The following is a 25,517-nucleotide window of genomic DNA, read 5'->3' as shown; positions in this document are numbered from 1 at the left end:
ACATGTAATATTAAATTATAAGTAGAAATGCGGAAGGCGTCTGTCTTAAGGCGACTTTAAATTTTGGACGGCGCATGAAGCTTATAAGATACAGGAGTGATAATGTTGGCTCGTTTAGCTGCTTTGATCGTATTATTGATTCCTGGAATTTTAGCTGCATTTGGGATTAAATTAATGAGAGATACCTTTTTCGGAATACATATTCTCCCTTTTGGTGCTTTATGGTTTCAATTTATTTGCGGAATAGTTTTTACTGTTTTAGGTCTTGGTTTCTTCGCAGGCTTTTTGTTGAACAGAGATCGAAAAAATGGAAAAGTAGCTCCTCGCTTTGAGAAGAAGAAGGACTAGCAATACAAAAAAGACGATGATTAAACAGATCATCGTCTTTTTTGTATGTTTAATACTTTTTCTGGATAGTCAGTAATCCAACCAATAACACATTCATGTGGATCTTGTAGGTATTTTTCATTTCCTTTTATATTGTAAAACCGCATAGGATAACCTTCATTCCAAATGGTGTTCATCAACTTAGTTCCATAGAACTTTTTGTTCAAATGAATTGCGTTGAACTTTTTTATAGAAAGGACATAATCCCAATCAGAATTTTTTTTCCCAATAAAAGCAGTTTGCACATCTAAATTCATAGCGTGTATCGTTTCTAAAATACTAAATTCAAAAGATGAAAAATGAACATCATTTACTGCCATGCTCTTTTCGACAACTTCACGAATCTTTTCACTTTTTCCTAGAAAGGATTCTTTCAATTCAATATTAAGCTTCATGCCTGTCGGAATGATAAATTGTAGGAATTGATCAAACGTTAAGACTCTACTTCCGAAAAACTTTCGAAAAAAACTACTTCCTAGTTTCAGTTGTAAAACCTCTTCTGCAAGCATGTCCGTAATTCTTCGTTTATTGCCAGCTAAACGGAAAAAATCGATATCATGCGTAACAAATGCAACGCCGTCAGCAGATAATTGCAAATCTAACTCAATGCCATCTACACGAACATCTACAGCTTTTTTAAAAGCATTCAAAGAATTTTCTACTGATTTATTGGAAACACCTCTATGCGCATAAACCGGTATGTTATACATTTAATTCCCCATTTTCAAGCTTAAATTTACCTTTTGTTGATTTTGTTAATAACGATGACTTATTGCTAATTTGAATAATAGTACCTGGACTTGCTTCTTTTGTAATATTAATAAAATAGTCAGTTGTTTGACGAAGCATCTTCAATATACGCTGAATCTCTATATCCAAATCCTTCATATTTGCTTGCAACACATTGTACTTTTGTTTTGTCTGTTCATAGACAGCAATTTGCTCTTTAGACATTGTATCTTTAAATTGGTGTAGCTGACTAACGGTAGCATTTAATTTTGTGGACTCATTTTGTAGCTTCATTAACTCTTCTGCTTTTATCTTTGCATTTTCTGTTAATATTTTTCGATCTATCCCTTGCACAATAAGTTCCGTTTTTCTCTCCAAATTGTTTCCTGAGTATGCAGTAGTGATGGAATTAATAGCAATTGCTTTTCCACCAATAATTTTGCCTTTTCTCTCGTCTAAAATAATTTCATTCCCGAAAACAGTGGAACCTAAACTATAAAGTCCAATATGAACGTTTTCTTTTGCTTCTAAAGAACATTCATTTGCATGTTTGATGAATATATTTCTAAATGCCTCTACTTTCGTGACATCTTTTCCAAAAATACCACCTTTGATAAAGACATCACCTTCAGTAGACTTAATAAGCTCTGCGGCATTTACCCCATCTTTTGCTTCAATAGAAATGTCTCCGGAAGCGACAATCGAATAACCCGGCATCACAGTTCCTTTCACCTGAATCGAACCATCAAATTTTAAGTTTCCGGTTTCTAAACCGACATCTCCATCAATAACTAGATGCTTCTGAACGGTGAGTGCTCCATTTACTTCTCCAATTACTCCATTTGTTTTGGAACGCAAAACGGTCTTCCCAACTTCTTCGACTTCATATGCAGTTTGCGGATCATATTTTAATGGTAGATCTTCACCCATACTCGCAGCTATTTCTTGTCCAAATATATTTATACCATCTATACCTTTACGTGGTGGAATTTTTTCTCCTAGCCATGATCCTTCTTTTATTTCGACTAAAAAGTTCATATCAAAGTAATCTGCTTTTCCGTCTTCCTTTATTTCAGGTTTCTTTTCTGCCTGTTGTAAGTATGTTATTTGCGCATCTGCACCTTTTTTTGGGTGCAAGCCTGTTGCAACTATGTAAGGTTTTCCTGTCATAACTTTTTGAAAATCAATTGGTACTTGTCCATAAATAATTTGATGATCAGCTAGAAGTTTACGAATTATCGTTTGAATTTCTTGTGTATGCTCTTGAATATAACTTTGGGATTCATAAATTGTTACCAATGCTTGCATTTTATCAGGACTTATTTCCAGTTCAACACTATCAATCCAACTACCAATTTCTATCTGTTCGAGTGACTTTTTATCAACTGCTTTTTTTAAGGCCATAAAATTTGAAATTCTTAATCGAGCATATTTACGAGTCATTTGATCAAACTTTTTCAAATTAAAACTATTATTTTTTATCTCGATGAAAACCCTTCCATTTTCTTCTGAAAGAATAATTTCATCCGTTTCTTCTATTATCATAAATGCTTCACATCCTTCCTCTTTCTATTATACTCACTTTTCAAAATATAAGGGCAACAATATAAAAAGTATCTTCATTTATTATAGCAAAGGAAGATACTTTGTAATGTATAACTTTTCAGTTAATTTATGAATTTCAGCTAGCCATATTCTCCATACGAATCTTATCTGCTATCATTGCGATGAATTCGCTATTAGTTGGCTTGCTTTTCAGATGATGTACCGTATAACCAAACATTTTAGAAATAGTTTCGTAATTTCCGCGGTTCCATGCTACTTCGATGGCATGACGAATCGCTCTTTCTACACGAGATGGCGTTGTTTGGAACTTTTTCGCGATTTCTGGATAAAGAACTTTTGTAATAGAACCAAGTAACTCAATATCCGTGTAAACCATTTGAATTGCCTCTCTTAAATAAGAGTAACCTTTTATATGTGCAGGAACACCAATTTCTTTTATAACATTTGTGATGATGTTGTCAATAACTCGTTTATTTTGCATTGCTTCTCTTTCCGGATTTGCTTTTGCTGGTACTTCTTGTATGCTTTCTTTTCTACCAGCCACTTGTTTGATCTGTGTAACTAAACGGTCAAATTCAAAAGGCTTCAGCATAAAATAAGATGCTCCAAGTTCAGCTGCCTGTTTCATCACATCCTCTTGACCAAAAGCAGTTAACATAATGACTTGAAGATTATTGATTTTGTCATTTTTTTGCAAACTATCCAATACAGCAATACCATCTAAATGAGGCATTATTATATCTAATAGCAGTACGTCAGGTTCAACTGTTTCGAGTAATTCTAAACAAAGTTTCCCATTGACAGCTGTACCAACTACTTCTATTTCCGAATGTTTGTCAAAATATGAATCCATTGTCCGAATTAAATCTTTATTGTCATCCACTATTACAATTTTTATTTTTTCCATTTTGCCTCATCCACCTTTTGTAATTTTTCACTTAGATAGTATTCGCTCTTTTTTGACTTCTTCCTTTATTTTTGTTAAAAATAAGTCTTTACTAATACAATTTCTTTGAATTACGACAATATGGTAATGGTTTCTACCCTTTTGTCGAATTTTCTTTATTTCATTGTATATGTTGTCATCAAAAAAGGCTACACCTAATTACGGTGTAGCCTTTTACATTTTTATCATGGATTTTTTTTCATCATTTCTTTTATGGACAAAGCTGCACCGTTTTTTGGTTTATCTACATACATATGCGTGACAACACCGATTAGCTTATCTTGCTGTATAATAGGACTTCCACTCATGCCTTGGAGAATTCCTCCTGTTTTTTCTATGAGCGTTTTATCAATTACTGTAAACTGAAAAAGATAGTCCTCAACAGTTGTAATTTCTATTGAAAAGTCCTGTACTTTTTCGCCATCGATTGAAGTTCGCATAATTGCTTTACCTGTCGTTATTGCTTCCTTGTCAGCTACTTCTACTTCTTGCATCGGAATATTTTCAATCGCATTTTTTTCAAGTTTTCCAAAAATACCGTACACATTGTTTTCATTTACTCCTCCGATGGGAGAAGTGTTATTTTGATGTGAGGTAATTTTGTATCCTGGCTTACCTGGAATACTTTTCTTTATTTGAAGTATGGAAGACAAGTATATCGATCCTTCCGAAAAACTAGGTGTTAAACCGGATGGATGATCCACAATTTGATGTCCTAAGGCACCAAATTCATTCGTTTCCAAATCAAAATACGTTAATGTACCGATTCCTTCTGTAGCATCTTTCAAAAATGGAAGAAGTTTCAGTATTTGGTCAGAAGTGATTTCTCTTGTATACATTTTTTTATTTCGCTCATAATGAATAGTGATTTGTTCTTTATCTTTTATATGGGTTTTAACGTCTTCCATCGTTCGAACATTTTCGGAATTGACCTGTTTAATTGCGTCACCTGTTCGCAACCAATAATCATCGGTTAGTAAGACATCATTGCCAAGTACCACAGCTCCGTACTGTAGGTCAATTTGAATGGATTGTCCTAATGGGACAACTGAGGAAGTAGTATTTTGTGCAAAAGTGGAGTTGACTGCAAAGAATAAAGTAAAGAAAAGTATTGTAATTAGCGACCATATACGATAGCTTGGCTTCATATTTCACCTCCTATACAAATACTATATCCTGTTGAATAAAGTCTATGTGAGGTAAATAATTGATAAAAAAAGAAGACCTCTTTTAGAAAGGTCTTCACGCATGTCTTAACATTTTTTTTCTTTCATTTGCCAATTTCAGCAGTTCTTTTGAATGCTGCAATGTAGTGCTTGTAATTTCAGCTCCTGACATCATGCGACTTAATTCCTCCGCTCGCTGATCATCAACTACTTCTTCCAGATTCGTGTATGTTCTGTTTCTTGAAACAATCTTTTTTATCATTAAATGCTGATCGGCCATTGCTGCAACTTGTGGTAAGTGCGAAATGCATAATACTTGTGAATCTGTTGCAATTCCTGCAATCTTTTCTGCAATCGCTTGGGCTACTCGTCCACTTACACCAGTATCTACCTCATCAAATATAATGGACGTTATTCCTTGGTGCTTGGAGAAAATGCTTTTTAATGCTAGCATCATCCTCGATAATTCTCCACCAGATGCGATTTTAGTTAACGCTTTAAGTGGTTCACCTACATTTGTTGATATATAAAATGATAAATCGTCTATACCATTTTCGTTATACGTTGTATTGGCATGCTCATGAAACATAACAGAAAAAGTCGCTTTTTCCATATAGAGTTCTTTTAATTGTTCCATAATAGCTTTACTTAGTTGCTTTGCAGCTATTTTTCGTTTATCCGTTAAATCTTTAGCTTCTAATTCTAAATCTTTTTCTATTTGTTTTATCTTTTCTGCAGTTTTTTGAATTTGCTCATCTCTGTTGACTAACTGCTCGAGACTATTTGATATTTTATTTTTATATTCTAAAATATCTTCAATCGATTGGCCATACTTCCTTTTTAAGGATTGAATAAATGCTAGTCGGTCTTCTACAATTTGAAGTTGATTGCTGTCGTACTCCATTTCGTCTAATTCACTTTTTAGTTGGTATGCAGCATCTTGTAAAATGTAAAATGCGGATGATACATTTTCACTTAACTCGAGCATCTTTTTATCAATTTCGGAAATATCCTGTAAGTCTGCCATAGCAGTTCCGATATAATCTAACCCTTTAGATTCGGATAGTATCGCTTCATAAGCGCTACTCATTTTGTCAAATACCTTATGAAAATTTTGGAGCTTCTTTTTTTCTTCTTGAAGTTGTTCCTCTTCCCCAACAATTAAATTGGCATCATTTATTTCATCTACTTGAAATGTAAACAGGTCTATTTTATGCGCGATTTGCTGTTCATTCTCAGTTAAAGTCGCTAAATCTTTTTTCAACTTTTTATATTTTGTAAAAAGTTCTTTATATGACTCTTTTACAAGTCTTATTTTTTCCCCTGCAAACTGATCTAATAAATAAATATGTGCTTTTTCATCCATTAATTCTTGGCTCTCGTGCTGACCATGTATATCAATGAGAGAGGCTCCAATCTCACGTAATATACCAATGGTTACTAGCTTACCGTTTATTCGACAAACACTTTTTCCAGAGTCATTAATATCTCTTCTTAAAATGATGGTTTCTTCATCTAAATCTATACCTACATCCGCCATTTTGTTAAAAACTACATGTTTTGGATTCGTGATTATGAATAACCCTTCTAATTCTGCTTTCTTTGTTCCATGTCTTATAAATTCTTGCGAACCTCTTCCACCACACAATAAATGTACAGCATCAATTATTATCGATTTTCCTGCACCTGTCTCTCCAGTTAACACTGTAAGTCCTTCTTCAAAGCTAACTGTTAATTCGTCTATAATTGCAAAATTTTTAATCGATAATTCTTTTAACACTAGCTTTCACCTCATTATAAAATTAACTTTAGGATACTCCCTCATATTAAAAAATACGAGCTACGCTAAAGACATTATATTATAGCATTTCAAGTAATCGGTTTTTTACTTCTTCTGTCTCCGATTCTTGTCTACATAAGATTAAACACGTGTCATCCCCACAAATCGTTCCTAATATTTCAGACCAATCTAAATAATCGATCAAAGATCCGATAGCATGTGCATTACCTGGTAACGTTTTCATGACTAAAAAATGACTTGCTCCATCAATACTGACAAATGCATCCGTTAATGCACGGCGTAATTTTTGAGTTGGATTGAATCTTTGATCAGCTGGTAAACTGTATTTATAACTTCCATTAGGAAGAGGTACTTTCACTAAATGCAATTCTTTTATATCTCTTGAGACAGTTGCTTGTGTGACATTGTATCCAGCATTTTTTAAAGAATCTACTAAATCATCTTGCGTTTCTATTTCATTATTAGCAATAATATCGCGTATTCTAATATGTCTTTGTCCTTTATTCATTTCTTTCACCTCTTCGTATAATTATACCGGTTAATTAATACATTAGCATTTCATTCCAAAAGGCACAAGAAAAAACGCGACTCTAATTATGAGTCGCGCTCACCTATAATAAAGAATGCGCTTCGTTCACTAGCTGTTTAAAATCTATTTGATGTGGAATTACTTCACCTTCATTAATATTTACTAAATGAAACAGGAATTCAATATTTCCTTCTCCACCGGTTATAGGAGAATAGGAAGCGTCTTTCAGTTGGTAATGTTGACTTTCTGCAAAATCTGCAATATCGTTCAACACATCAATATGAACTGATTTGTCACGAACAACCCCTTTTTTACCAACTCGATCTTTTCCAGCTTCAAACTGAGGCTTGACTAGCGCAATAACATCACCATTTGGAACAAGAATAGTTTTTAAAGTAGGAAAGATTAGTTTAAGAGAGATAAAAGAAACATCAATTGATGCAAAGGAAGGTAATCCTTCATGAAAATCAGCTGGAGTTGAGTACCGGAAATTTGTCTTTTCCATCACAGTAACTCGTGAATCTTGACGAATTTTCCATGCAAGTTGGTTACTACCAACATCAAGTGCATATGCATGTTTAACGCCATTTTGTAATCCACAATCAGTAAAACCACCTGTAGAAGAGCCAATATCTAACATGATTTTGTCTTCAATTGTCAGTTCAAATTGTTCTAATGCCTTTTCAAGCTTCAGACCGCCTCTACTGACATATTTCAATACTTGACCCTTCACAGATAAAATAGAGTTAGCATCTATTTTTTCGCCTGGTTTATCTATACGTTCTTCTTTAAGATAAATTTGCCCGGCCATTATGGCGCGCTTTGCTTTTTCTCGAGTTTCAAATAAGCCTTGTTCAACTAATAATATATCTACTCGTTCTTTTGAAGACTTCGTCATGATGATATATACCTGTTATTTGACGCGACTGATTTTTCTACTAATTCAACTATATCATCACTCGTGATATTAATTTCTTCTAATAATTGATTGACGTCACCGTGTTCGATAAACATATCAGGAATACCAATACGATTAACATTTGCTTGTAAATTGTTGTCATTGAAGAATTCAAGAACTGCACTTCCGAAACCACCTTCGAGCATGCTTTCTTCTACAGTAATAATTGGTATATTACGTTGTTGTAAAGAACGAAGCATCTCTTCATCTAAAGGCTTAATGAAACGAGCATTGATCACTTCTACTGAAATATTTGCTTGTTCAAGTCGTTCTGCAGCTTGAAGCGCCATTGGAATTGTTGTACCAAAAGTTAAAATCGAAGCTTGAGTGCCTTCTTTCAATACTTCCCAAGTACCTATAGGAATAGACTTTAAATCCTCATCCATTGGTACTCCTAGTCCATTTCCTCGAGGATATCGAAGCGCTATTGGTCCATCTGCATATTCAAATGCAGTTTTAACCATATGCTGCCCTTCATTTTCGTCTTTTGGCATCATTAATACCATATTAGGCATATGACGTAAAAATGGAATATCAAATACACCTTGATGGGTCTCTCCATCTGCACCGACTAATCCCGCCCGATCAATACCAATGACCACATTTAAGTTTTGGCGACAAATATCGTGCAGTACTTGATCGTAAGCACGTTGTAGAAACGTGGAATAAATGACTAAGAACGGTTTCATACCGTCTACTGCAAGACCCGCAGCCATTGTAGTTGCATGTTGTTCTGCAATACCTACATCAATCATACGATCAGGAAATTCCGAAGCAAATCCCTCGAGTTTAGATCCAACTGGCATCGCAGGTGTAATAGCAACGATACGCTTATCATCCCTTGCCAATTTACGTGCGGTCTCAGCGATTAAACCACTCCAAGATGGTGCTTTTGATGAGGATTTGATAAGGTCACCTGTTTCCATTTTATATGGACCAGTTCCATGCCAAGTTCCTATTTTATCATTTTCAGCAGGTTTGTAGCCTTTACCTTTTTTCGTTATCACATGAAGAAGGACAGGGCCTTTCATCTTTTTGGCATTTTTAAGATTTTCTTCTAATGCTTCAAAGTTATGCCCGTCTATTGGACCTAGATACGTAAATCCTAGTTCTTCAAAAAAGACACCAGATACAAGTAAATATTTTAAACTATCTTTTACACGTTCTGCTGTTCCTGCTAGCTTTCCACCTACTGCAGGTATTTTCTTTAATAAATATTCTAAATCATCTTTAGCTCTGTTATACGTACCATGGGTGCGTAATTTTCCAAGTATATTATGAAGCGCCCCAACGTTTGGAGCTATAGACATTTCATTATCATTTAAAATAACAATCATATCTGTTTTTTCATGCCCAATGTGGTTTAACGCCTCAAGAGCCATGCCGCCAGTAAGTGCTCCGTCCCCAATAATCGGAATAACGAAATTAGATTTTTTTTGTAGATCACGAGACTTTGCCATTCCCATTGCAGCAGAAAGAGACGTAGAACTATGACCTGCTTCCCACACGTCATGTTCGCTTTCTATACGCTTTGGAAATCCACACAATCCTTTAAATTGGCGTAGTGTATCAAACTGATCTGCTCTGCCAGTTAAAATTTTGTGCACATACGCTTGATGTCCTACATCCCACAATAGTTTATCAACCGGACTGTTAAATGCACGATGAAGTGCAATAGTGAGCTCTACTACTCCAAGATTTGGGCCGATATGTCCACCTGTTACAGATAACTTTTCTATTAAAAACGATCGGATGTCTTCACTTAATTCCTTTAATTGTTCGTTATTTAAACTTTTCAAAAAGGATGGGCTAGAAATTGAAGTTAAATCCATTGCCATCACACACCTTCTTTTAGATTTCCTTCGTAATACGTTAGGTAATATCATACCAATAAACTGTTATAAAACAAAATTATTCGCTATCAATTGGCCCTTTTCGTTATATAATTTGCAAGTTCCACTAATAGACCTTGATGTAAATTAATTTCCTGAAGAGCTTGAATAGCCATATTATATTGGTTTTGCAACTCTTCTTTTGCCCCTTCTAGTGTTAAGATAGATGGGTATGTATTTTTCTCACTCAAAATATCTTTTCCAGCAGTTTTGCCTAATTGTTCAGAAGTTCCTTCTATATCCAGAATATCGTCTTGTATTTGAAATGCTAATCCTATATGGTATGCATATTTCATTAATGCTTCCATTATTTCATCGCTTGCATTAGCTATGATCCCTCCTGCTAAAATACTTATTGTAAGGAGTGCACCAGTTTTATTTACATGAACTTTTTCTAATTCCGCTAGTGTTAAAGATCTTCCTTCTCCTAGCATATCTAGCACCTGCCCACCGACCATTCCTTCTGCACCAGCTGAAAAACTTAACTTGTCAATCAATTTTACTTTTTGTTCTGCAGTAAGATTCGGTAGTCGTGCAATTATCCCGAAAGAAAATGTCACAAGTGCGTCACCTGCTAATATTGCAAGTGCTTCTCCAAAGACTACATGATTCGTCGGTTTACCACGGCGAAGATCATCGTTGTCCATTGCCGGTAGATCATCGTGTATCAGTGAATAAGTATGAATCATTTCAATCGCACTGGCAACAACAAGGGCATCCTCATTATTTGTTTGCAGTTCTTTTAAAACTGCTAATGTGAATAACGGTCTTATTCTTTTACCCCCTGCTTGTAAAGAATAATCCATTGCATCTTTCAGTTCCTGGGGTGCTTTAAGGTCATTTATTAATATAGACATCTTTTGCTCAATAGTTGGTAAATTTGAATCGATAAAAGAATGCAATAAATTATTCATTACTATTACCTTCTTTATCCGTATTATCCCCTATATAAGAGACTAGCTGTTTTTCAGCACTTTGTAATTTTTCACTACATAACTTTGATAACTCCATCCCTTTTTGATAGAGTTCGATTGCATTTTCAAGTGGTACGTCGCCTTGCTCCAATTGACGAACGATATTTTCTAATTGCAACATCGCCTCATCAAACGGGATTTCTTTTTTAGCCATGAAAATTAGTCCCCTTTCCCTCTCTTCTCAGCATCTTTTACAATCGCTTCAACTTGGCCATCCGGAAGTGTAACAAAGATGGAATCTCCTTTAGCTACTTCTTCCACCGATTTAACCACTTTTCCATTTTTATACGTAATACTATAACCTCGATCTATTATTTTCAATGGGTTCAAAGCTTCTAACGTACGAATCGACCCATGAAAATGCTGTCGATGTTTTTCGTAGGTAGAAACAGTTGCTTGATTTAGTTGATTCGTTAAGACTTGGACTGACTTATACTGCAAATCAATCAATTTTTTTGGTGAAAGTTGGAGCATTCTTTTTTCTACTTGCATAAAGTTTCGTTCTTTTTCACGATACAAACGATTAGTTTCTCTTTGTAATTGCTGCTCCACACGTACGTATCTTTCTATAAAAGGACGATACAGTTTCTCAGGAGTTGCAAGTACAGGAGATTGTATAGCTCGGTTATATCTATTTTTTTCATCCTGTAGCTTCTTAGAAACAAAATTCAAGCAAGCAGATTGGAAGGAAAAAATATTTTTTAATAAATTTTCTTTACTAGGAACAGCCATTTCAGCAGCTGCAGTTGGTGTTGGTGCTCGTAAATCGGCAACAAAATCGGCGATTGTTGTATCCGTCTCATGCCCAACAGCACTTATAATAGGAATAGCACTATTGGAAATAGCCCTTGCTACCGCTTCCTCATTAAATGCCCATAAATCTTCGATAGATCCTCCACCTCGACCAACAATTAATACATCAATGTTTTGCATATTATTTGCTTGCTCAATTGACTTTACAATGGATGGGGCAGCTTGAGGTCCTTGGACAATAGTTGGAAAAACGACTACCTCACTTATTGGATATCTACGTTCTAACGTTGTCAAAACATCACGAATAGCTGCACCGGTTTTAGAAGTAACTACACCTATCATTTTAGGGAATATAGGAATCTGTTTTTTACGACTAGGATGGAATAATCCTTCCTGCTCCAATTTCTTTTTTAATTGTTCAAATGCTAAAAAAAGCTCCCCAATACCATCCGGTTGAATAGTGGAAGCGTATAATTGGTATTGCCCAGCAGCTTCAAAAACGTTAATATCACCACGAACGAGTACATTCATCCCGCTTTCAGGTTTAAACTTTAACGATCTTGCGTGCATGGCAAACATAACGGATGTTAAACGTGCAGTATCGTCTTTTAAAGTGAAGTAAATATGTCCACTACTGTGAACCTTCACATTTGATAGTTCACCTTTTACGTATACGTCTCGTAAGTGAGTATCTGCGTCAAATTTACGTTTTATGTATTTAGTTAAAGCTTTTACCGTTAAGTATGTATGTGTTTGTGCAGTCACAAGAACAACTCCATTATGATCACAAGGTAAAAGCTGCCTTTCTAAACAGATTACAAAGTAGTTATACTTTACTTTTTACCTGTCTAGGCTTCGGCGCCTATGTCCTCTCAAGAAGAAGACATAAGTCACTTTCGCTTTTCTAGAAAAACAGCTTATAGCTTATTAATTTTTAGATGTATTTTCGGCTGCTAAGCATGTGTTTTCCATTAGCATAGCAATCGTCATTGGACCTACTCCACCTGGTACTGGGGTAATTTTAGATGCGACTTCTTTTACAGAAGCAAAATTTACATCCCCACATAATTTGTTATTTTCATCTCGGTTAATTCCTACATCAATTACAACTGCACCTTCTTTTACATAGCTAGCATCGATCATTTTAGCACGACCAGTTGCCACTACTAAAATATCCGCTTGTTTTGTAAATGCATGCAGGTCTTTTGTTCTGGAATGACAATATGTAACAGTTGCATCTTTTTGGAGTAAAAGTTGTCCCATTGGCTTACCCACAATATTACTTCTACCAATAATTACAGCATGTTTTCCTGCAACATCAATATTACTGTATTCTAATAATTTTAAAATACCAAATGGGGTACATGGAAGGAAGGTTTGTTGTCCGATCATCATTTTACCAACACTTTCGGGGTGAAAACCATCAACATCTTTAAGTGGTGAGATTTTTGCGATCACTCGATCTTCATCAATTTGTTTTGGTAAAGGTAGTTGAACTAGGATTCCATGGATTTTTTCATCGTTGTTTAATAGCTCCACTTGTTTCAATAATTCAGCTTCTGAAACATCCTCGTCCAATTGGATAAGGATTGAATACATCCCTAATCTCTCACAAGTTTTAGTTTTGTTATTTACATATGTTTGAGAAGCGGGATTATTTCCAACTAACACAACAGCCAATCCAGGTGTAATACCTTTTGCTTTTAAAGCTTCTACTCTTTTTTGGACTTTTTCTGTAACTTGTCCAGCAATTTGTTTACCATCAATTAAATTGTCTAACACCATTAACTCTCCTTCACTCCGGACCATTATTGATCTGTATATTTAGATAATACACCATTTACAAATCGGCTAGATTTCTCATCTCCGAAAACCTTACAAATTTCTAAAGCCTCGTTAATAGCTACTTTTGCAGGGGTTTCTTCTGTAAACATTAGTTCAAAAACAGCAATACGTAGAACTGTGCGTTCAATTTTTGGTAGTCGAGAAAGCGACCAATTTTCTAGCTTTTCTGTTAATGAAGCATCAATCTGCTCTTTATGCTCAATCACACCTCTAACTAACATTGTTAGAAAAGTATCTTGTTCATCTGTAACATGACCAATTGCTTCCTCTATAGAAATTTCATGGTTATCTAACTGAAATAGCGTTTGTAATGCTAGCTCTCTTGCTTTTCTTCGTTTCATTATTTAGTTCTCCTTTAAATGTAACTATCTAAACAATCATAGCATATTTCTCTTTAGATTGCGTACTAGAAAGCAGAAAATATAAAGAAAATGCATGGAGAATACATACTAAATATAAAAAGAGCCATCCATGGATGACTCTTTCTTTTTATTCGGCTGAATCGAATTGTACACCTGTAATATGAACATTCACTTCTTTTGGCACTAAACTAGTCATATTTTCAATTGCTTGTCGGATTTGAGATTGCACTTCTCTAGCAACCGTGGGAACGGAAGCACCGTATTTTACAAGGCAATATACATCGATAAACAAACCATCAGCTGTTATTTCTGTCTTAATACCTTTGCCATGCACTTTTTTACCCAGACGCTCTACAACTCCCGAAGCAAGGTTTCCGCGTGTTCCAGCGATACCATCTACTTCATTTGTTGCAATGCCTGCGATTACAGTAATAACTTCAGGTGCAATTTCAATTGTCCCTAAGTCATCTTTTCCTTCAGGAGTCATTTGAACAAATTTTTGTTCGTTTGTTTCTGACATTTTTTTCACTCCTTTTATGAATTGATTACATCGTACTTCTCTAAAAATTTTGTGTCAAAATCTCCAGAAACAAACACTTCGTGATTCATCAATTTTTCGTGGAATAAAATAGTCGTTTCCACACCATCTATGACAAATTCACCTAATGCGCGTTTCATTTTTGCAATTGCTTCTTCACGAGTATCTCCAAACGTAATCAGTTTAGCTACCATCGAATCATAAAATGGTGGAATACTATAACCTGGATACATTGCAGAATCAACACGAACACCATACCCACCTGGAGCAAGATACATGTCAATTTTCCCTGGAGATGGCATGAAGTTTTTAGCTGGATTTTCTGCATTGATACGACATTCAATTGCCCATCCCTTAATTTGAATATCTTTTTGTTCAAAAGCTAATTTTTCTCCAGAAGCAATTTTTAACTGTTGTTGAATCAAATCAATACCAGTAACCATTTCAGTAACTGGATGCTCTACTTGAATACGCGTATTCATTTCCATAAAGTAAAATTTTTGATTGATATGATCAAATATAAATTCTACTGTTCCAGCACTCTTATAGTCTACAGCAAGCGCAGCTTTTACAGCTGCCTCTCCCATTGCAGAACGAATTTCTTCGGATAATGCTGGAGATGGTGCTTCTTCCACGAGCTTTTGCATTCTACGTTGAATAGAACAATCACGCTCACCTAAGTGTACAGCATTTCCTTGTCCATCTGCCAATACTTGGATTTCAACATGTCTAAATTCTTCTATAAATTTCTCTAAGTAAACTCCTGGATTACCAAATGCAGCAGCGGCTTCTTTTTGAGTAATTTTAATTCCTTTTACTAGTTCTTCTTCATCCCTAGCAACACGAATTCCTTTACCGCCGCCTCCAGCAGTTGCTTTAATGATTACTGGAAAACCAATCTCATTAGCAATTTTCAAACCCTCTTCTTCATCTGCGACAATTCCAACAGAACCTGGTACTACTGGTACTCCAGCTTTTCTCATTGTTTCTCTTGCAACGTCCTTAGTACCCATACTTGAGATGGCAGATGAGGATGGTCCGATAAATGTGATAGCACATTCTTCACATAACTCTGCAAAGCTTGCATTTTCTGCTAAAAAACCGTACCCAGGATGAATTCCATCACATCCAGTTAGTTTAGCAACACTAATAATATTAGAAAAATTTAAATAAGAATCCTTCGATAATCTTGGACCGATACAATATGCTTCATCCGCTATCTGAACATGTAACGCGTCGCGATCTGCTTCTGAATATACTGCAACTGTCTCTATATCCATTTCTTTGCAAGCTCGAATGATACGAACCGCAATTTCTCCTCGATTGGCTATTAATACTTTTTTCATCAATCTTGCCCCTTCCTCCGTAATTAAAAAGCAAATTTTTTCATAAAACCGAATCTACCTTGTTGAAGATAGCGTCTGCTTTTTAAACTTCTTTTACAAGGAACAAAGGCTGACCATATTCTACTAATTGTCCATCTTTTACAAGGATCTCAACCACTTCTCCATTTACTTCTGCTTCTATTTCATTGAATAACTTCATTGCTTCTACAATGCACACAACAGAATCAGTTGAAATCTTCGTTCCAACTTGAACGTATGCTGCAGCATCAGGAGATGAGGATTGATAGAAAGTACCTACCATAGGTGATGTGATTTTATGTAATGAAGTTTCTTCTACAACTTCTTCCACTTTTTCCTCCACTTTTTCTTTAGGAGTTTCACTTACCTGTACTTGTTTTTCTTCCACTACTATAGGTTGTTCTGAAACTACAGAACTTTCTAATGCGAATCCAGTAGAAGTTACAGAACCTTTATCATTCTTTTTTAATTTGATTTTAGTTCCTTCTGATTCATATAAAAATTCATCTAGTGTGGACTGATCAATTAATTTAATAATTTCTCTTATTTCTTGGATTTTCATTTTACCTGTCTCCCTTTTGTATACATAATTATACTTACTCTTCTCATTTTAGACGTTTTTATGATAATTTTAAATAGCTAGAGGATAAATCTTAGGAAATAATAAAAAAAAGCGCCAGTATGGCACTTTTTTTGACAGAACCTATAATATATGTTATTGACCGTCAAACTTAACTTCTACCTTATAAGCTTGTGGCCACTCTCTTTTTACAGCATAAATGATCTCATCCGCTTTTTGAGAGGACTGCTCATTTGACACAACATCTATTAATACAGATTCATTTTCAATTCTTACTAGCGCATCATCGTAACCTAATGATTTGATAATTAGCTCCAGCATTGCCTCTGTTGAATCTATTTTCACTAATTCTTCAATTTGGTTATATGCTTCATCTTTTTCTTCTGCAGTGAAATCGTTACTACCTACTTTAGTCGTTAATTGCTCACGAAGTTGACTTCTTTTCCCTTGAACTTCCATTCTCATTTCTTCAAAGGCATTGCTACTTGAAGTAAATGATTGTTCGTTTGTGGAAGAAGTTTCAACTAGGTCTACATCTTCTATTGTATCATTTGAGAATAATGCTATTCCATCGAATGGCGATGGTCGATCTGTTACATAAAAAACAGTAATAACAGCTACTAAACTAATTAAAGTTAAAAACCAAATAGATCTCTTTTTTACATTCATGTTATTATTCCTCCAATTCCATTTCTTCAATCACAATTCTATGTGGGGATATTTGTAAAACAGATGAAAGTGTTATTACAAGCTTGTTTTGAATGCGTTTATCGCTCGCTCCTTCCGCCACAACTAATACTCCAATTAGCTCCTCCTTGTCCCTTTTGCTGTCACTTGTCCATTGGAAAAATGATACATCACTCTCCGTAGCTTCCTCAGATCCATTTGAATAATGATAATAAACAGCTACACGACCAACGCCTCTAATTCTTTCAAGAACAGAAGCTAACTCATCTGGTGTTTGAAGTTCTTCTACATTCGTTTCTGTTTTACTAACATTATCCATATTGAGAAGACCTGAAAAAAGTAGACTTATGAAAAGTACTGCTCCTCCTATAACAACAAAACGAAAAGTGGGTTTTTGTTTAAGTGTGATAGTGCTTCACCCTTCTTTTCATTATGGATATAATACTTTATGCATCAAAAACTATTTATATGAAGAGATTAGACAGAATCCAAAATATTATCGCAATTTTTACTATAAAGCTCGATTTCTCTTTATCTACATGTTCTAATAGAATTGAAATAAGCTCCCCAATCACGACAATGATTAATATGCCAAATAAAATTGTTTGAATGATGAGAGTTATCCTTTCCCACTAACTAATAGTTTTGCAAAGAGCATCGTTAATATAATCGTGAAAAAGAACGCAAAAGCAATCAATACCGAAATAATAGATAGTACAAAAAGTGTTCTTCCAATATCATCTAGAAGCCCACTTATCCCTGAATCTAAAAACGGTTCCAAAATTGCAGCTAATAGTCTATATAAAAAAGCTATTAAAATTGTTTGAATCGTTGGAATCGAAACTAAAACTAATACGGAGATTAGTAATGAATTTCCAGTTATAACCGAGGCAGATGAAGAATACGTTTTCATCGTGCTAATACTTTCAGTTAATAAGGACCCTACAAATGGGATAGAGTTTTGTATTAATCGTTTAACAGATTCATTAACCGCTCCTCCTACCGTCCATGTAATCACACCATTGACTGTTATGAAGAAGCTATATAATACAAGGATTACTGACGTAATACCAATTAATGTCATCCTAATGAGATCTGACAGTTTTGAAAAAGAGGTTGCTGGATGTATTCGACTGATCAAATCTAGAAGAAATGCAGCCATAATTGATGGTATCAATACTTTCTCTGCCATAAATGCTGTAAACGTTGAAAAGAATACTACCGCTGGATTCCATAAAGTTACTAGCAACGCTCCACCAGAAACAGCAATACCTGCGGTTAGTACTGGATACATTCCTAAAAAAAGTGTAACTAACTGGCTAGTAAGGGTTTGAATCATTTCTAGCGTTCGATAAGCAGGTTCTAAACATAAGAAGCAAATAAGATAAATAAATAATAACTTTAACAATCTTTTGCTCTTTGGAATGAGCCATTCTAAGCAAAGAAAAATAAAACCAAATAGCAGGATATACGTAAATGTTTGAATGACTTCTTTTACTGGGAGTAGCAAATTCGTGAGCATTTCATCCATTTTGATTCATTCCTTCAAGAGAGTAGTCCCATTATGGAAAAGAATTTAGAGTAAAATTGTTTCATATGATCGAGCCAGGCAAGTAGCAATATTGCTTTTGTTGTAAAAGTTAGTATAGTTGCAAGGCTTGTATACTCATAATCCGTCAAAAGTTCCTCAATTATTTGAGAAACTATTAAAAGAATGACAGAGAACATAAGTAGCTTAAATACTGGTAAGAGATTAGTTGGTATAACGGAGATAAATTGATTTGTATTAGGGATAATATAAGTCATTAATAAGTATGTTAAGAATAAAAATATAAAAATTGTATAAATAATAGAGTGAAGTCGTGGATAAGTTTCATCAATAAATTGCAGCAAAATGAATGCGATTATAATCGTTATGTATACTATCATTTGCTAACTCGACATAATAAGCCATTCAAGGAATGTGGATATTTCATAAAAAAATACCCTCAGTAAACGAAGCAGCTCAATGGTCATATAAATATATCCTACAAAAAATAAAAAAAAGGCAAACTCTTTTTTTCCGGTTGATTCAAAAAACAAATGAAGTATAGCAATTAATAACCCTATACCAGCAACTCGAAGTACATCGTGAAGTTCCACAATGCCTCCCCCTTCCATATCTTCAGCATATGATACAAGTTCTTCAAATATGAAAAAGAGTCACGCTTTTGCGTGACTCTTTAGTTTGTAGACAAATTTGAAGAATTTGAGTTCCTTAAATTTTTTCTTTCACAGTACATTTGATTTCCGCTCCTGGCGGACGCTTTCCGCGGGCGGGGCCGAGCCGCTTCCCTCGCTCCGCTCAGTCCAGGGTCTCGACTGTCCCGCTTTTCCCGCTGGAGTCGCCGCCATCCTCTCCAATCCTCAGATGATTACATAGGATATAAGAAGAAACTCTAATAAAATAATATGATGCAGCAAAAAGAGGCAGTTAGAATAAAAATCATTCTAACTGCCTCTTTTTCATGAAAAGCCACATCTTTAAATAACTTTCTAATGAAATTAAACTATATAACTATTTTTAAATTAAGCTCTTGATACGTATGATCCTTCATCTGTGTTGATAATTAGTCGATCTCCAACATTGATGAAAAGTGGAACAGTTACAACTAAACCAGTTTCAAGAGTTGCAGTTTTAGAACCACCGCCAGAAGTATCCCCTTTAATACCAGGTTCAGTTTCAGTCACTTCCAGTTCAACTGATTTTGGTAATTCCACTCCAAGTGTTTCTCCTTGGTACTGAATAATATGAATTTCCATGTTTTCACGTAAGTATTTTAATTCGTATTCGATTTGTGTTTCGTTTAATTCAAGTTGCTCATAAGAATCTGTATCCATGAAAATGTGTTGATCTCCACTTGCATATAGATATTGCATTTTTCTGTTATCAATTTGAGCTTTCTCTACTTTTTCACCAGCACGGAAAGTTTTCTCATTTACTGAACCATTTCTAAGGTTTCTAAGTTTAGAGCGAACAAACGCTGCTCCTTTACCTGGTTTAACGTGTTGGAAATCCAGTACACGATAAAGAACTCCATCTACTACTATTGTTAAACCTGTTTTAAAATCATTTACAGAAATCATTATTTTTCCTCCAAATATTAAGATAAAATGAGTAATTCTTTTGTCGAATGCGTAAGTTTTTCTAGACCATTTTCAGTTACAATTGCATCGTCCTCTATACGAACTCCACCGATATTCGGTAAGTAAATTCCCGGCTCAATTGTAATAATCATCCCTGGTTCTAGTGTAATATCAGATCGGAAAGAAAGCCCTGGACCTTCATGTACTTCAAGCCCAATTCCGTGACCTAAAGAGTGACCAAATGCTTCACCATATCCTTTTGAAGCAATATAATCACGTGCAATTGCGTCTGCTTCTTTACCTGTCATTCCTGGTTTTATTTTTTCCAATGCAAGTAATTGTGCATCTAAAACTACTTGATAAATCTCTTTTAATTGGTCACTCGGTTCCCCAACAGCAATTGTTCGAGTCGTATCTGAAATATACCCATTATAAAGTGCACCGAAGTCAAGTGTCACAAAGTCCCCTACTTCAATGACTTTGCTAGTTGCTACGCCATGAGGAAGTGCAGATCTTACACCAGAAGCAACGATCGTATCAAAAGATGAAGACGAGGCACCAAGTTTTCTCATGAAGAATTCAAGCTCATTTGACACTTCAAGCTCTGTCATCCCCGGTTTTATGTATGTAACAATATGGTTAAAAGCCTCATCCGCAATACGACAAGCCGACTTTATAATACTAATCTCTTCCTCAGTCTTAATCAAGCGAATTTTTTCCACTAGTCCTGAAAGTGGTACTAAATCTGCTTGGATAGCTTGTTTATACAATTCATAGCCACTATACGTTAAATCGTCTTTTTCAAATCCAATAGAATTAATGCCCATTTCTGTAACTTGGTTAGCAACTTCTTCTATTAAAGTTTTTGTATGCTGTACAATACGGTAGTCCTTTATCTGACTAGCCGCTTGCTCTGTGTAACGAAAATCTGTAATGAATACTGCATCGTTTTTAGACACAATTGCTACACCAGCTGTACCAGTAAAACCAGTCATATAACGTCTGCTATAACCGTTTGTAATCAGTAAAGCATCCACACCTTGTTCTTCTAAAGCAGCACGTAACTTCTCAAGTTTCATCATTATACCCCATCTCATTTTCTATTTATATCTTCACTTTATTTTATCATAGGAAGAGACGCGGGTAAATTTTTCATTTACTAAGAGGATTATCCTGTGCATGAAAAATAGCAGATTCCATCATAAACCTTACTAACATTACAACGATACAAATAAATGGAATCGACAAATGTTTAATTGTTTTCGCAAGCGTATCCTTATCTAAAAATATCCATTCCATAATAATTGCAAAAATGATTCCAAGTGCCAAGCTAGTAATAGAGGCAGGAATTTTAATAAAAATCAGACTTATATAATAAAATACAAAACAAATAAACCATACTACAATAAAAAGAATGACCCATTTCCCTAGAGGACGGACTGATTCGAACATTTGTAATTTGTCTGCATAACCAATTGGACTCCACTTGATCCAATGAAACAAATCGATCACTTTAAGCAATAAAGTGCAAATTAATGCAGCTACAAAACTAGTACTAATCGATAATCCCTTTTCTTTCATAATCATCTCTCCTTTTTGCTTCAGTTTGATGCTGAAAGATGAATATTAAACAAAAAGGAATAAAACTTCTAAAAAAACAAAAAAACACATACCGAGGAGTTACTCTCGAGCATATGTTTTTTTGCGCATTTATTTTATAATCCGCACTTTAATTGCGCATTACAATTTGTACATGTGTTACATCCGCCCATTTCTTCCACAGTTCCTTTTCGGCAAACTGGACAAGTATTACCAACTTCAGAACCGATTGTAACATTTGTTGAACGCAAATCCTGAATCGTATCAATTAAAACGATTGGTCGTTTTTCAAATACTTTTTCTTCTTGTCTTTGATCGTCAAGCGTATTTTCTTCTGCTTTCAATGTTAGAACCTGAGAATCTCGACTTCCATCAACATAAACAGTTCCACCTTTAGCTCCGCCACGGTATAGACGTTCATATACACCTTCTACTTGTTCAACCGTATAGCCTCTTGGTGCATTAACTGTTTTAGAGATTGAACTATCAATCCAGCGTTGAATAATACATTGAACATCCGCATGAGCTTCTGGCGCTAACTCCATTGCAGTAACAAACCATTCAGGTAAGTTGTTTTCATCTGCATCATTGTTAGCTTGCAAGTACTCTTGAACGATATCCGCTTTTACTTCAATGAACTTTCCTAAACGTCCACTTCTATAATATGTGAAAGAATAATAAGGTTCTAAACCAGTAGAGACTCCTACCATAGTTCCAGTAGATCCTGTTGGAGCAACTGTTAGTAGATGTGAGTTTCTAATTCCATTTTCAACGATAGAATTTCTGATTTCCTCTGGCATAGATTGCATAAAACCAGTCTCTGTAAATGCTTTACGTAGACGATTTGTTTCTTCTTCTGTTTCTGCAGTTAAAAATGGGAAGCTTCCTCGTTCAATTGCTAAGTTCGCTGAAGTTTCATAAGCAGCAATTGCAATCGTTTTAAATACCTCGTCAACGAGAATATTTCCTTCCTCAGATCCGTACTCTTTTTCGCAGTAGATTAAAAGATCTGCTAATCCCATAACTCCAAGACCTACGCGTCTTTCACCTAAAGCTTGTACTTTATTTTCTTCTAAGAAATATGGAGTTGCATCTATTACATTATCCTGCATACGAACTCCAACACTCACTGTTTCTTTTAGAGCTTCAAAGTTAACCGTTTTAGTTTCCTTGTTAGCAAATTGAGCTAAATTAACAGCTGCAAGGTTACAAACTGAATATGGAGCAAGCGGCTGTTCCCCACATGGATTCGTAGCAACTACTTTTTGTCCATATGCTTTTGCATTCGTTTTTTCATTCGCATTATCTATAAAGAAAATACCTGGCTCTGCAGAATAAGTAGCACAAATATTAATTAAATTCCATAACTCTTTTGCTTTTACAGTGCGATATGTTCGAACAGCATAACCCATTTTCTCCCATTCACGAACATCTCCAACTTCATGCCAATGTTTGTTATAAAATACCATCTCTTCTGGAGAATAGGTTTCAATCGCTGGGAAACGTAGTTCGAAGTCTGCATCTTCTTCGACAGCTTTCATAAAGTCATCTGTCAACGTAACAGAAATATTTGCACCTGTTAAAAATTCAGGATTGTGAACAGTAAAATTACCACCATCACGAAGTTTTGTTTCTGCTTCACGAATGATATCATCGCTGAAGCCACCTAATCCAGGAATCGCTTTATAATTTACTATTCCCTGGTACATTGCTTCTTCTTGATTGGATAAAGGGGTAAATTTAAGCTTGTCCTTAGCTAATTGTTTAATCGTCTCATCATTCGTATTTTCAATTAAAAAACGAAGAATTCGAGGGTTTTGCATTTTAGAAATGATAAATTCCGCAATATCCGGGTGCCAGTCAGCAAGCATTATCATTTGTGCTCCTCTTCGTGAACCACCTTGCTCAACTAAGTGGGTTAGTTTAGCAATATCATCTAGCCATGATACCGAACCAGAAGATTTACCATTTACACCTCTAGCTAATGTATTACGCGGGCGAAGCGTCGAACCGTTCGTTCCAACACCACCACCACGACTCATAATTTCCATCACTTGCTTACGATGGTCACTGATTCCCTCGCGTGAATCGGGAACAAATGGCATTACGTAGCAGTTAAAGTAAGTTACGTCTGTACCTGTACCCGCTCCATAAAGAACTCGTCCAGCTGGAATAAATTTTAAAGAAACTAATTGTTGGTAGAACTTCTCAAACCATTCCTTGCGTTTTTCCTCTGTTTTTTCAACAGAAGCAAGTCCAGTAGCATTGCGTTTGGCAATTTGCTCATAATACACTTCCAACGGTTTCTCAATAACATTAAGAGAACGTTTTACAATTCCTGATTCAAGTTCATCTTGATCATCAATTGCACTTCTATAGTCTTCTTCAATAAGCACTTCTGCAGTTTTTGTCGATTGGTCGATTGAAACGATATGACCTAAGCCGCGTGCAGGAAATTTCGGGTCAGCTTTTACAGTAAGAACGACAAAATCTCCTGCTTTTAGCGTTTTCTTTTCCGTATCTTTAAATGAATAACGGTCAATCATTACTAGTCGGGAAACACCTTTGTGCGTCAATTTCATGTCTTCTGTAATTGGATGTACTTGTGGAAATAGTTGAATGTCTTTGTTTAACTGATCAATGTTAATGGTTGCATTATTGTTCTGAGATGCTAATACCATCATATTGCCTCCCTTTTATTTAAAAATAAAACACACCATATATGGTGTATGGTTATTTTTAAACCATACTATATGTTGTGTTTTTTTGCAAATATATGAATTTCTTCAAAAGTCATATGTAGCAATGGTCAATGGACTTATTTCCTAAAAAAATAAATTTTATTTTTTAAAATTCCATTGATTATTATCATAACGCTTTTTTTCAAGCGCATTTACGTATAATTCTTGTTCTTCTGATAGGGCAAATTCTACTAATTCAATCTGCAACGCATCTTCAAATCCTTTTTTGAATGCTTTTTTGCACTCGTCGATTGTTACAGGATTTTGACTAATTTTGTTGATGGCCACAGCTTTTTTAGATAAACTTGCTTTTACTCTCTCACGTAGCGCTTCAGAAGAAAATTTAAACGTCTGGATAAGTTTATCTTCATCCAGATCTAATAAGATTGCACCATGCTGTAAAATAACACCTTTTTGACGTGTTTGGGCACTTCCTGCAACTTTCTTTCCTTCTACTACTAATTCATACCAACTTGGCGAATCAAAGCAGACAGCAGTTTTAGGCTTCTTTAGATTTTGCTTTTTCTCTTCTGTGTCTGGAATAGAAAAGTATGCATCTAAACCTAGATTTTGAAATCCAAGCAATAACCCTTCACTTATCACACGATAAGCTTCTGTCACGGTTGCTGGCATATCAGGATAACTTTCAGTCACAATCACGCTATATGTTAGTTCATGCTCATGTAGTACTCCTCTTCCCCCAGTAGGTCTACGAACAAACCCCAGACCTAAACGATTTACTGCATCTAAATCTATTTCTTTTTCAACAGATTGAAAATAACCGATCGATAGAGTCGCTGGATTCCATTCATAAAAACGAATTACTGGTGGAATCAGCCCTTCACTGTGCCAATCTAGCAAAGCCTCATCAAGCGCCATGTTATAAGATGGACTACAAGGTCCAGAATTAATAAAGTACCATTTTTTCTTTTCCATCAAATCTTCCCCCTAACAACCTTATTCATTTTATCAAA

At 35.2% G+C, this 25,517-nt stretch carries 27 protein-coding genes; 1 reads left to right on the top strand and 26 read right to left on the bottom strand.

Translation table 11 applies throughout. The features are described from left to right. Positions 1 to 105 precede the first annotated feature (105 nt). A complete protein-coding gene (locus AN959_RS14815) occupies positions 106 to 348 on the top strand; it encodes a DUF2627 domain-containing protein (RefSeq protein WP_053588926.1) in 243 nt (80 codons plus the stop codon). 29 nt (positions 349 to 377) lie between these two features. Here the strand turns inward: AN959_RS14815 and AN959_RS14810 are convergent, their stop codons facing one another. The 26 genes from AN959_RS14810 to AN959_RS14685 form a co-directional block, all read right to left on the bottom strand. After that, entirely contained in the window at positions 378 to 1,097 is a 720-nt protein-coding gene (locus AN959_RS14810; RefSeq protein ID WP_056831760.1) for a glycerophosphodiester phosphodiesterase family protein, read from the bottom strand. After that, positions 1,090 to 2,661, bottom strand: coding sequence for a DUF342 domain-containing protein (locus AN959_RS14805; protein ID WP_056831758.1), 1,572 nt, complete (start codon positions 2,659 to 2,661; stop codon positions 1,090 to 1,092). The genes AN959_RS14810 and AN959_RS14805 overlap by 8 nt, the downstream gene beginning before the upstream one ends. Positions 2,662 to 2,797: 136 nt before the next feature. After that, complete coding sequence (gene spo0A, locus AN959_RS14800) at positions 2,798 to 3,589, bottom strand: sporulation transcription factor Spo0A (protein ID WP_053588923.1); 792 nt, start codon at positions 3,587 to 3,589, stop codon at positions 2,798 to 2,800. Positions 3,590 to 3,813: 224 nt separating this feature from the next. After that, on the bottom strand, positions 3,814 to 4,776 hold the full coding sequence (locus tag AN959_RS14795) for a SpoIVB peptidase S55 domain-containing protein (RefSeq protein WP_056831756.1): 963 nt from the start codon (positions 4,774 to 4,776) through the stop codon (positions 3,814 to 3,816). 94 nt (positions 4,777 to 4,870) lie between these two features. Next, positions 4,871 to 6,574 (bottom strand): DNA repair protein RecN, encoded by a 1,704-nt coding sequence (gene recN, locus AN959_RS14790; protein WP_056831754.1) that lies wholly within the window; start codon positions 6,572 to 6,574, stop codon positions 4,871 to 4,873. 79 nt (positions 6,575 to 6,653) lie between these two features. Beyond that, complete coding sequence (gene ahrC, locus AN959_RS14785; protein ID WP_053588920.1) at positions 6,654 to 7,103, bottom strand: transcriptional regulator AhrC/ArgR; 450 nt, start codon at positions 7,101 to 7,103, stop codon at positions 6,654 to 6,656. Positions 7,104 to 7,206: 103 nt separating this feature from the next. After that, the gene (locus AN959_RS14780; protein WP_056831752.1) at positions 7,207 to 8,022 is read right to left on the bottom strand and encodes a TlyA family RNA methyltransferase; all 816 of its coding nucleotides are present in this window, start codon (positions 8,020 to 8,022) and stop codon (positions 7,207 to 7,209) included. Beyond that, complete coding sequence (gene dxs / locus AN959_RS14775) at positions 8,019 to 9,914, bottom strand: 1-deoxy-D-xylulose-5-phosphate synthase (RefSeq protein ID WP_056832104.1); 1,896 nt, start codon at positions 9,912 to 9,914, stop codon at positions 8,019 to 8,021. The genes AN959_RS14780 and dxs overlap by 4 nt, the downstream gene beginning before the upstream one ends. A gap of 89 nt (positions 9,915 to 10,003) precedes the next feature. Continuing rightward, entirely contained in the window at positions 10,004 to 10,888 is an 885-nt protein-coding gene (locus tag AN959_RS14770) for a polyprenyl synthetase family protein (protein ID WP_056831750.1), read from the bottom strand. Beyond that, positions 10,881 to 11,102: an exodeoxyribonuclease VII small subunit gene (gene xseB / locus AN959_RS14765; protein WP_056831747.1), complete on the bottom strand. Its 222-nt coding sequence runs from the start codon at positions 11,100 to 11,102 to the stop codon at positions 10,881 to 10,883. Before xseB ends, AN959_RS14770 begins: the two co-directional genes overlap by 8 nt. Before the next feature lie 5 nt (positions 11,103 to 11,107). After that, on the bottom strand, positions 11,108 to 12,466 hold the full coding sequence (gene xseA / locus AN959_RS14760) for an exodeoxyribonuclease VII large subunit (protein WP_056831745.1): 1,359 nt from the start codon (positions 12,464 to 12,466) through the stop codon (positions 11,108 to 11,110). A gap of 162 nt (positions 12,467 to 12,628) precedes the next feature. Further along, a complete protein-coding gene (folD, locus tag AN959_RS14755) occupies positions 12,629 to 13,483 on the bottom strand; it encodes a bifunctional methylenetetrahydrofolate dehydrogenase/methenyltetrahydrofolate cyclohydrolase FolD (protein ID WP_156316737.1) in 855 nt (284 codons plus the stop codon). A gap of 26 nt (positions 13,484 to 13,509) precedes the next feature. Continuing rightward, a complete protein-coding gene (gene nusB, locus AN959_RS14750) occupies positions 13,510 to 13,887 on the bottom strand; it encodes a transcription antitermination factor NusB (protein ID WP_056831743.1) in 378 nt (125 codons plus the stop codon). A 148-nt stretch (positions 13,888 to 14,035) separates the two neighbouring features. Then, complete coding sequence (locus tag AN959_RS14745) at positions 14,036 to 14,428, bottom strand: Asp23/Gls24 family envelope stress response protein (protein ID WP_053588913.1); 393 nt, start codon at positions 14,426 to 14,428, stop codon at positions 14,036 to 14,038. A 14-nt stretch (positions 14,429 to 14,442) separates the two neighbouring features. Next, positions 14,443 to 15,792, bottom strand: a complete 1,350-nt coding sequence (accC, locus tag AN959_RS14740) for an acetyl-CoA carboxylase biotin carboxylase subunit (RefSeq protein ID WP_056831741.1) — start codon at positions 15,790 to 15,792, stop codon at positions 14,443 to 14,445. Positions 15,793 to 15,874: 82 nt separating this feature from the next. Continuing rightward, positions 15,875 to 16,372, bottom strand: a complete 498-nt coding sequence (accB, locus tag AN959_RS14735) for an acetyl-CoA carboxylase biotin carboxyl carrier protein (RefSeq protein WP_056831739.1) — start codon at positions 16,370 to 16,372, stop codon at positions 15,875 to 15,877. A 153-nt stretch (positions 16,373 to 16,525) separates the two neighbouring features. Continuing rightward, complete coding sequence (locus AN959_RS14730) at positions 16,526 to 17,059, bottom strand: SpoIIIAH-like family protein (protein ID WP_053588910.1); 534 nt, start codon at positions 17,057 to 17,059, stop codon at positions 16,526 to 16,528. Between the two features lie 4 nt (positions 17,060 to 17,063). Continuing rightward, positions 17,064 to 17,396 carry a hypothetical protein gene (locus AN959_RS14725; protein ID WP_056831738.1) on the bottom strand — a complete coding sequence of 111 codons (333 nt, stop codon included), beginning with the start codon at positions 17,394 to 17,396 and terminating at the stop codon, positions 17,064 to 17,066. A 300-nt stretch (positions 17,397 to 17,696) separates the two neighbouring features. Continuing rightward, positions 17,697 to 18,608 carry a hypothetical protein gene (locus tag AN959_RS14720; RefSeq protein ID WP_056831736.1) on the bottom strand — a complete coding sequence of 304 codons (912 nt, stop codon included), beginning with the start codon at positions 18,606 to 18,608 and terminating at the stop codon, positions 17,697 to 17,699. Between the two features lie 14 nt (positions 18,609 to 18,622). Further along, positions 18,623 to 19,006 (bottom strand): hypothetical protein, encoded by a 384-nt coding sequence (locus tag AN959_RS14715; protein ID WP_053588907.1) that lies wholly within the window; start codon positions 19,004 to 19,006, stop codon positions 18,623 to 18,625. Between the two features lie 3 nt (positions 19,007 to 19,009). After that, positions 19,010 to 19,219 carry a SpoIIIAC/SpoIIIAD family protein gene (locus AN959_RS14710; protein ID WP_053588906.1) on the bottom strand — a complete coding sequence of 70 codons (210 nt, stop codon included), beginning with the start codon at positions 19,217 to 19,219 and terminating at the stop codon, positions 19,010 to 19,012. A gap of 426 nt (positions 19,220 to 19,645) precedes the next feature. After that, positions 19,646 to 20,203, bottom strand: coding sequence for an elongation factor P (gene efp / locus AN959_RS14705; RefSeq protein WP_056831734.1), 558 nt, complete (start codon positions 20,201 to 20,203; stop codon positions 19,646 to 19,648). 17 nt (positions 20,204 to 20,220) lie between these two features. Continuing rightward, a complete protein-coding gene (locus AN959_RS14700) occupies positions 20,221 to 21,285 on the bottom strand; it encodes a Xaa-Pro peptidase family protein (protein WP_082461017.1) in 1,065 nt (354 codons plus the stop codon). Positions 21,286 to 21,355: 70 nt separating this feature from the next. After that, positions 21,356 to 21,784: a hypothetical protein gene (locus AN959_RS14695; RefSeq protein ID WP_056831731.1), complete on the bottom strand. Its 429-nt coding sequence runs from the start codon at positions 21,782 to 21,784 to the stop codon at positions 21,356 to 21,358. A 134-nt stretch (positions 21,785 to 21,918) separates the two neighbouring features. After that, entirely contained in the window at positions 21,919 to 24,483 is a 2,565-nt protein-coding gene (locus AN959_RS14690) for a vitamin B12-dependent ribonucleotide reductase (RefSeq protein ID WP_053588902.1), read from the bottom strand. Positions 24,484 to 24,642: 159 nt separating this feature from the next. Next, positions 24,643 to 25,479, bottom strand: a complete 837-nt coding sequence (locus AN959_RS14685) for a biotin/lipoate A/B protein ligase family protein (protein ID WP_056831729.1) — start codon at positions 25,477 to 25,479, stop codon at positions 24,643 to 24,645. Between the last annotated feature and the right edge of the window lie 38 nt (positions 25,480 to 25,517).

Source organism: Psychrobacillus sp. FJAT-21963 (assembly GCF_001420585.1).
GTDB lineage: Bacteria > Bacillota > Bacilli > Bacillales_A > Planococcaceae > Psychrobacillus.
This window is presented reverse-complemented; position numbering and strand designations above follow the sequence as displayed.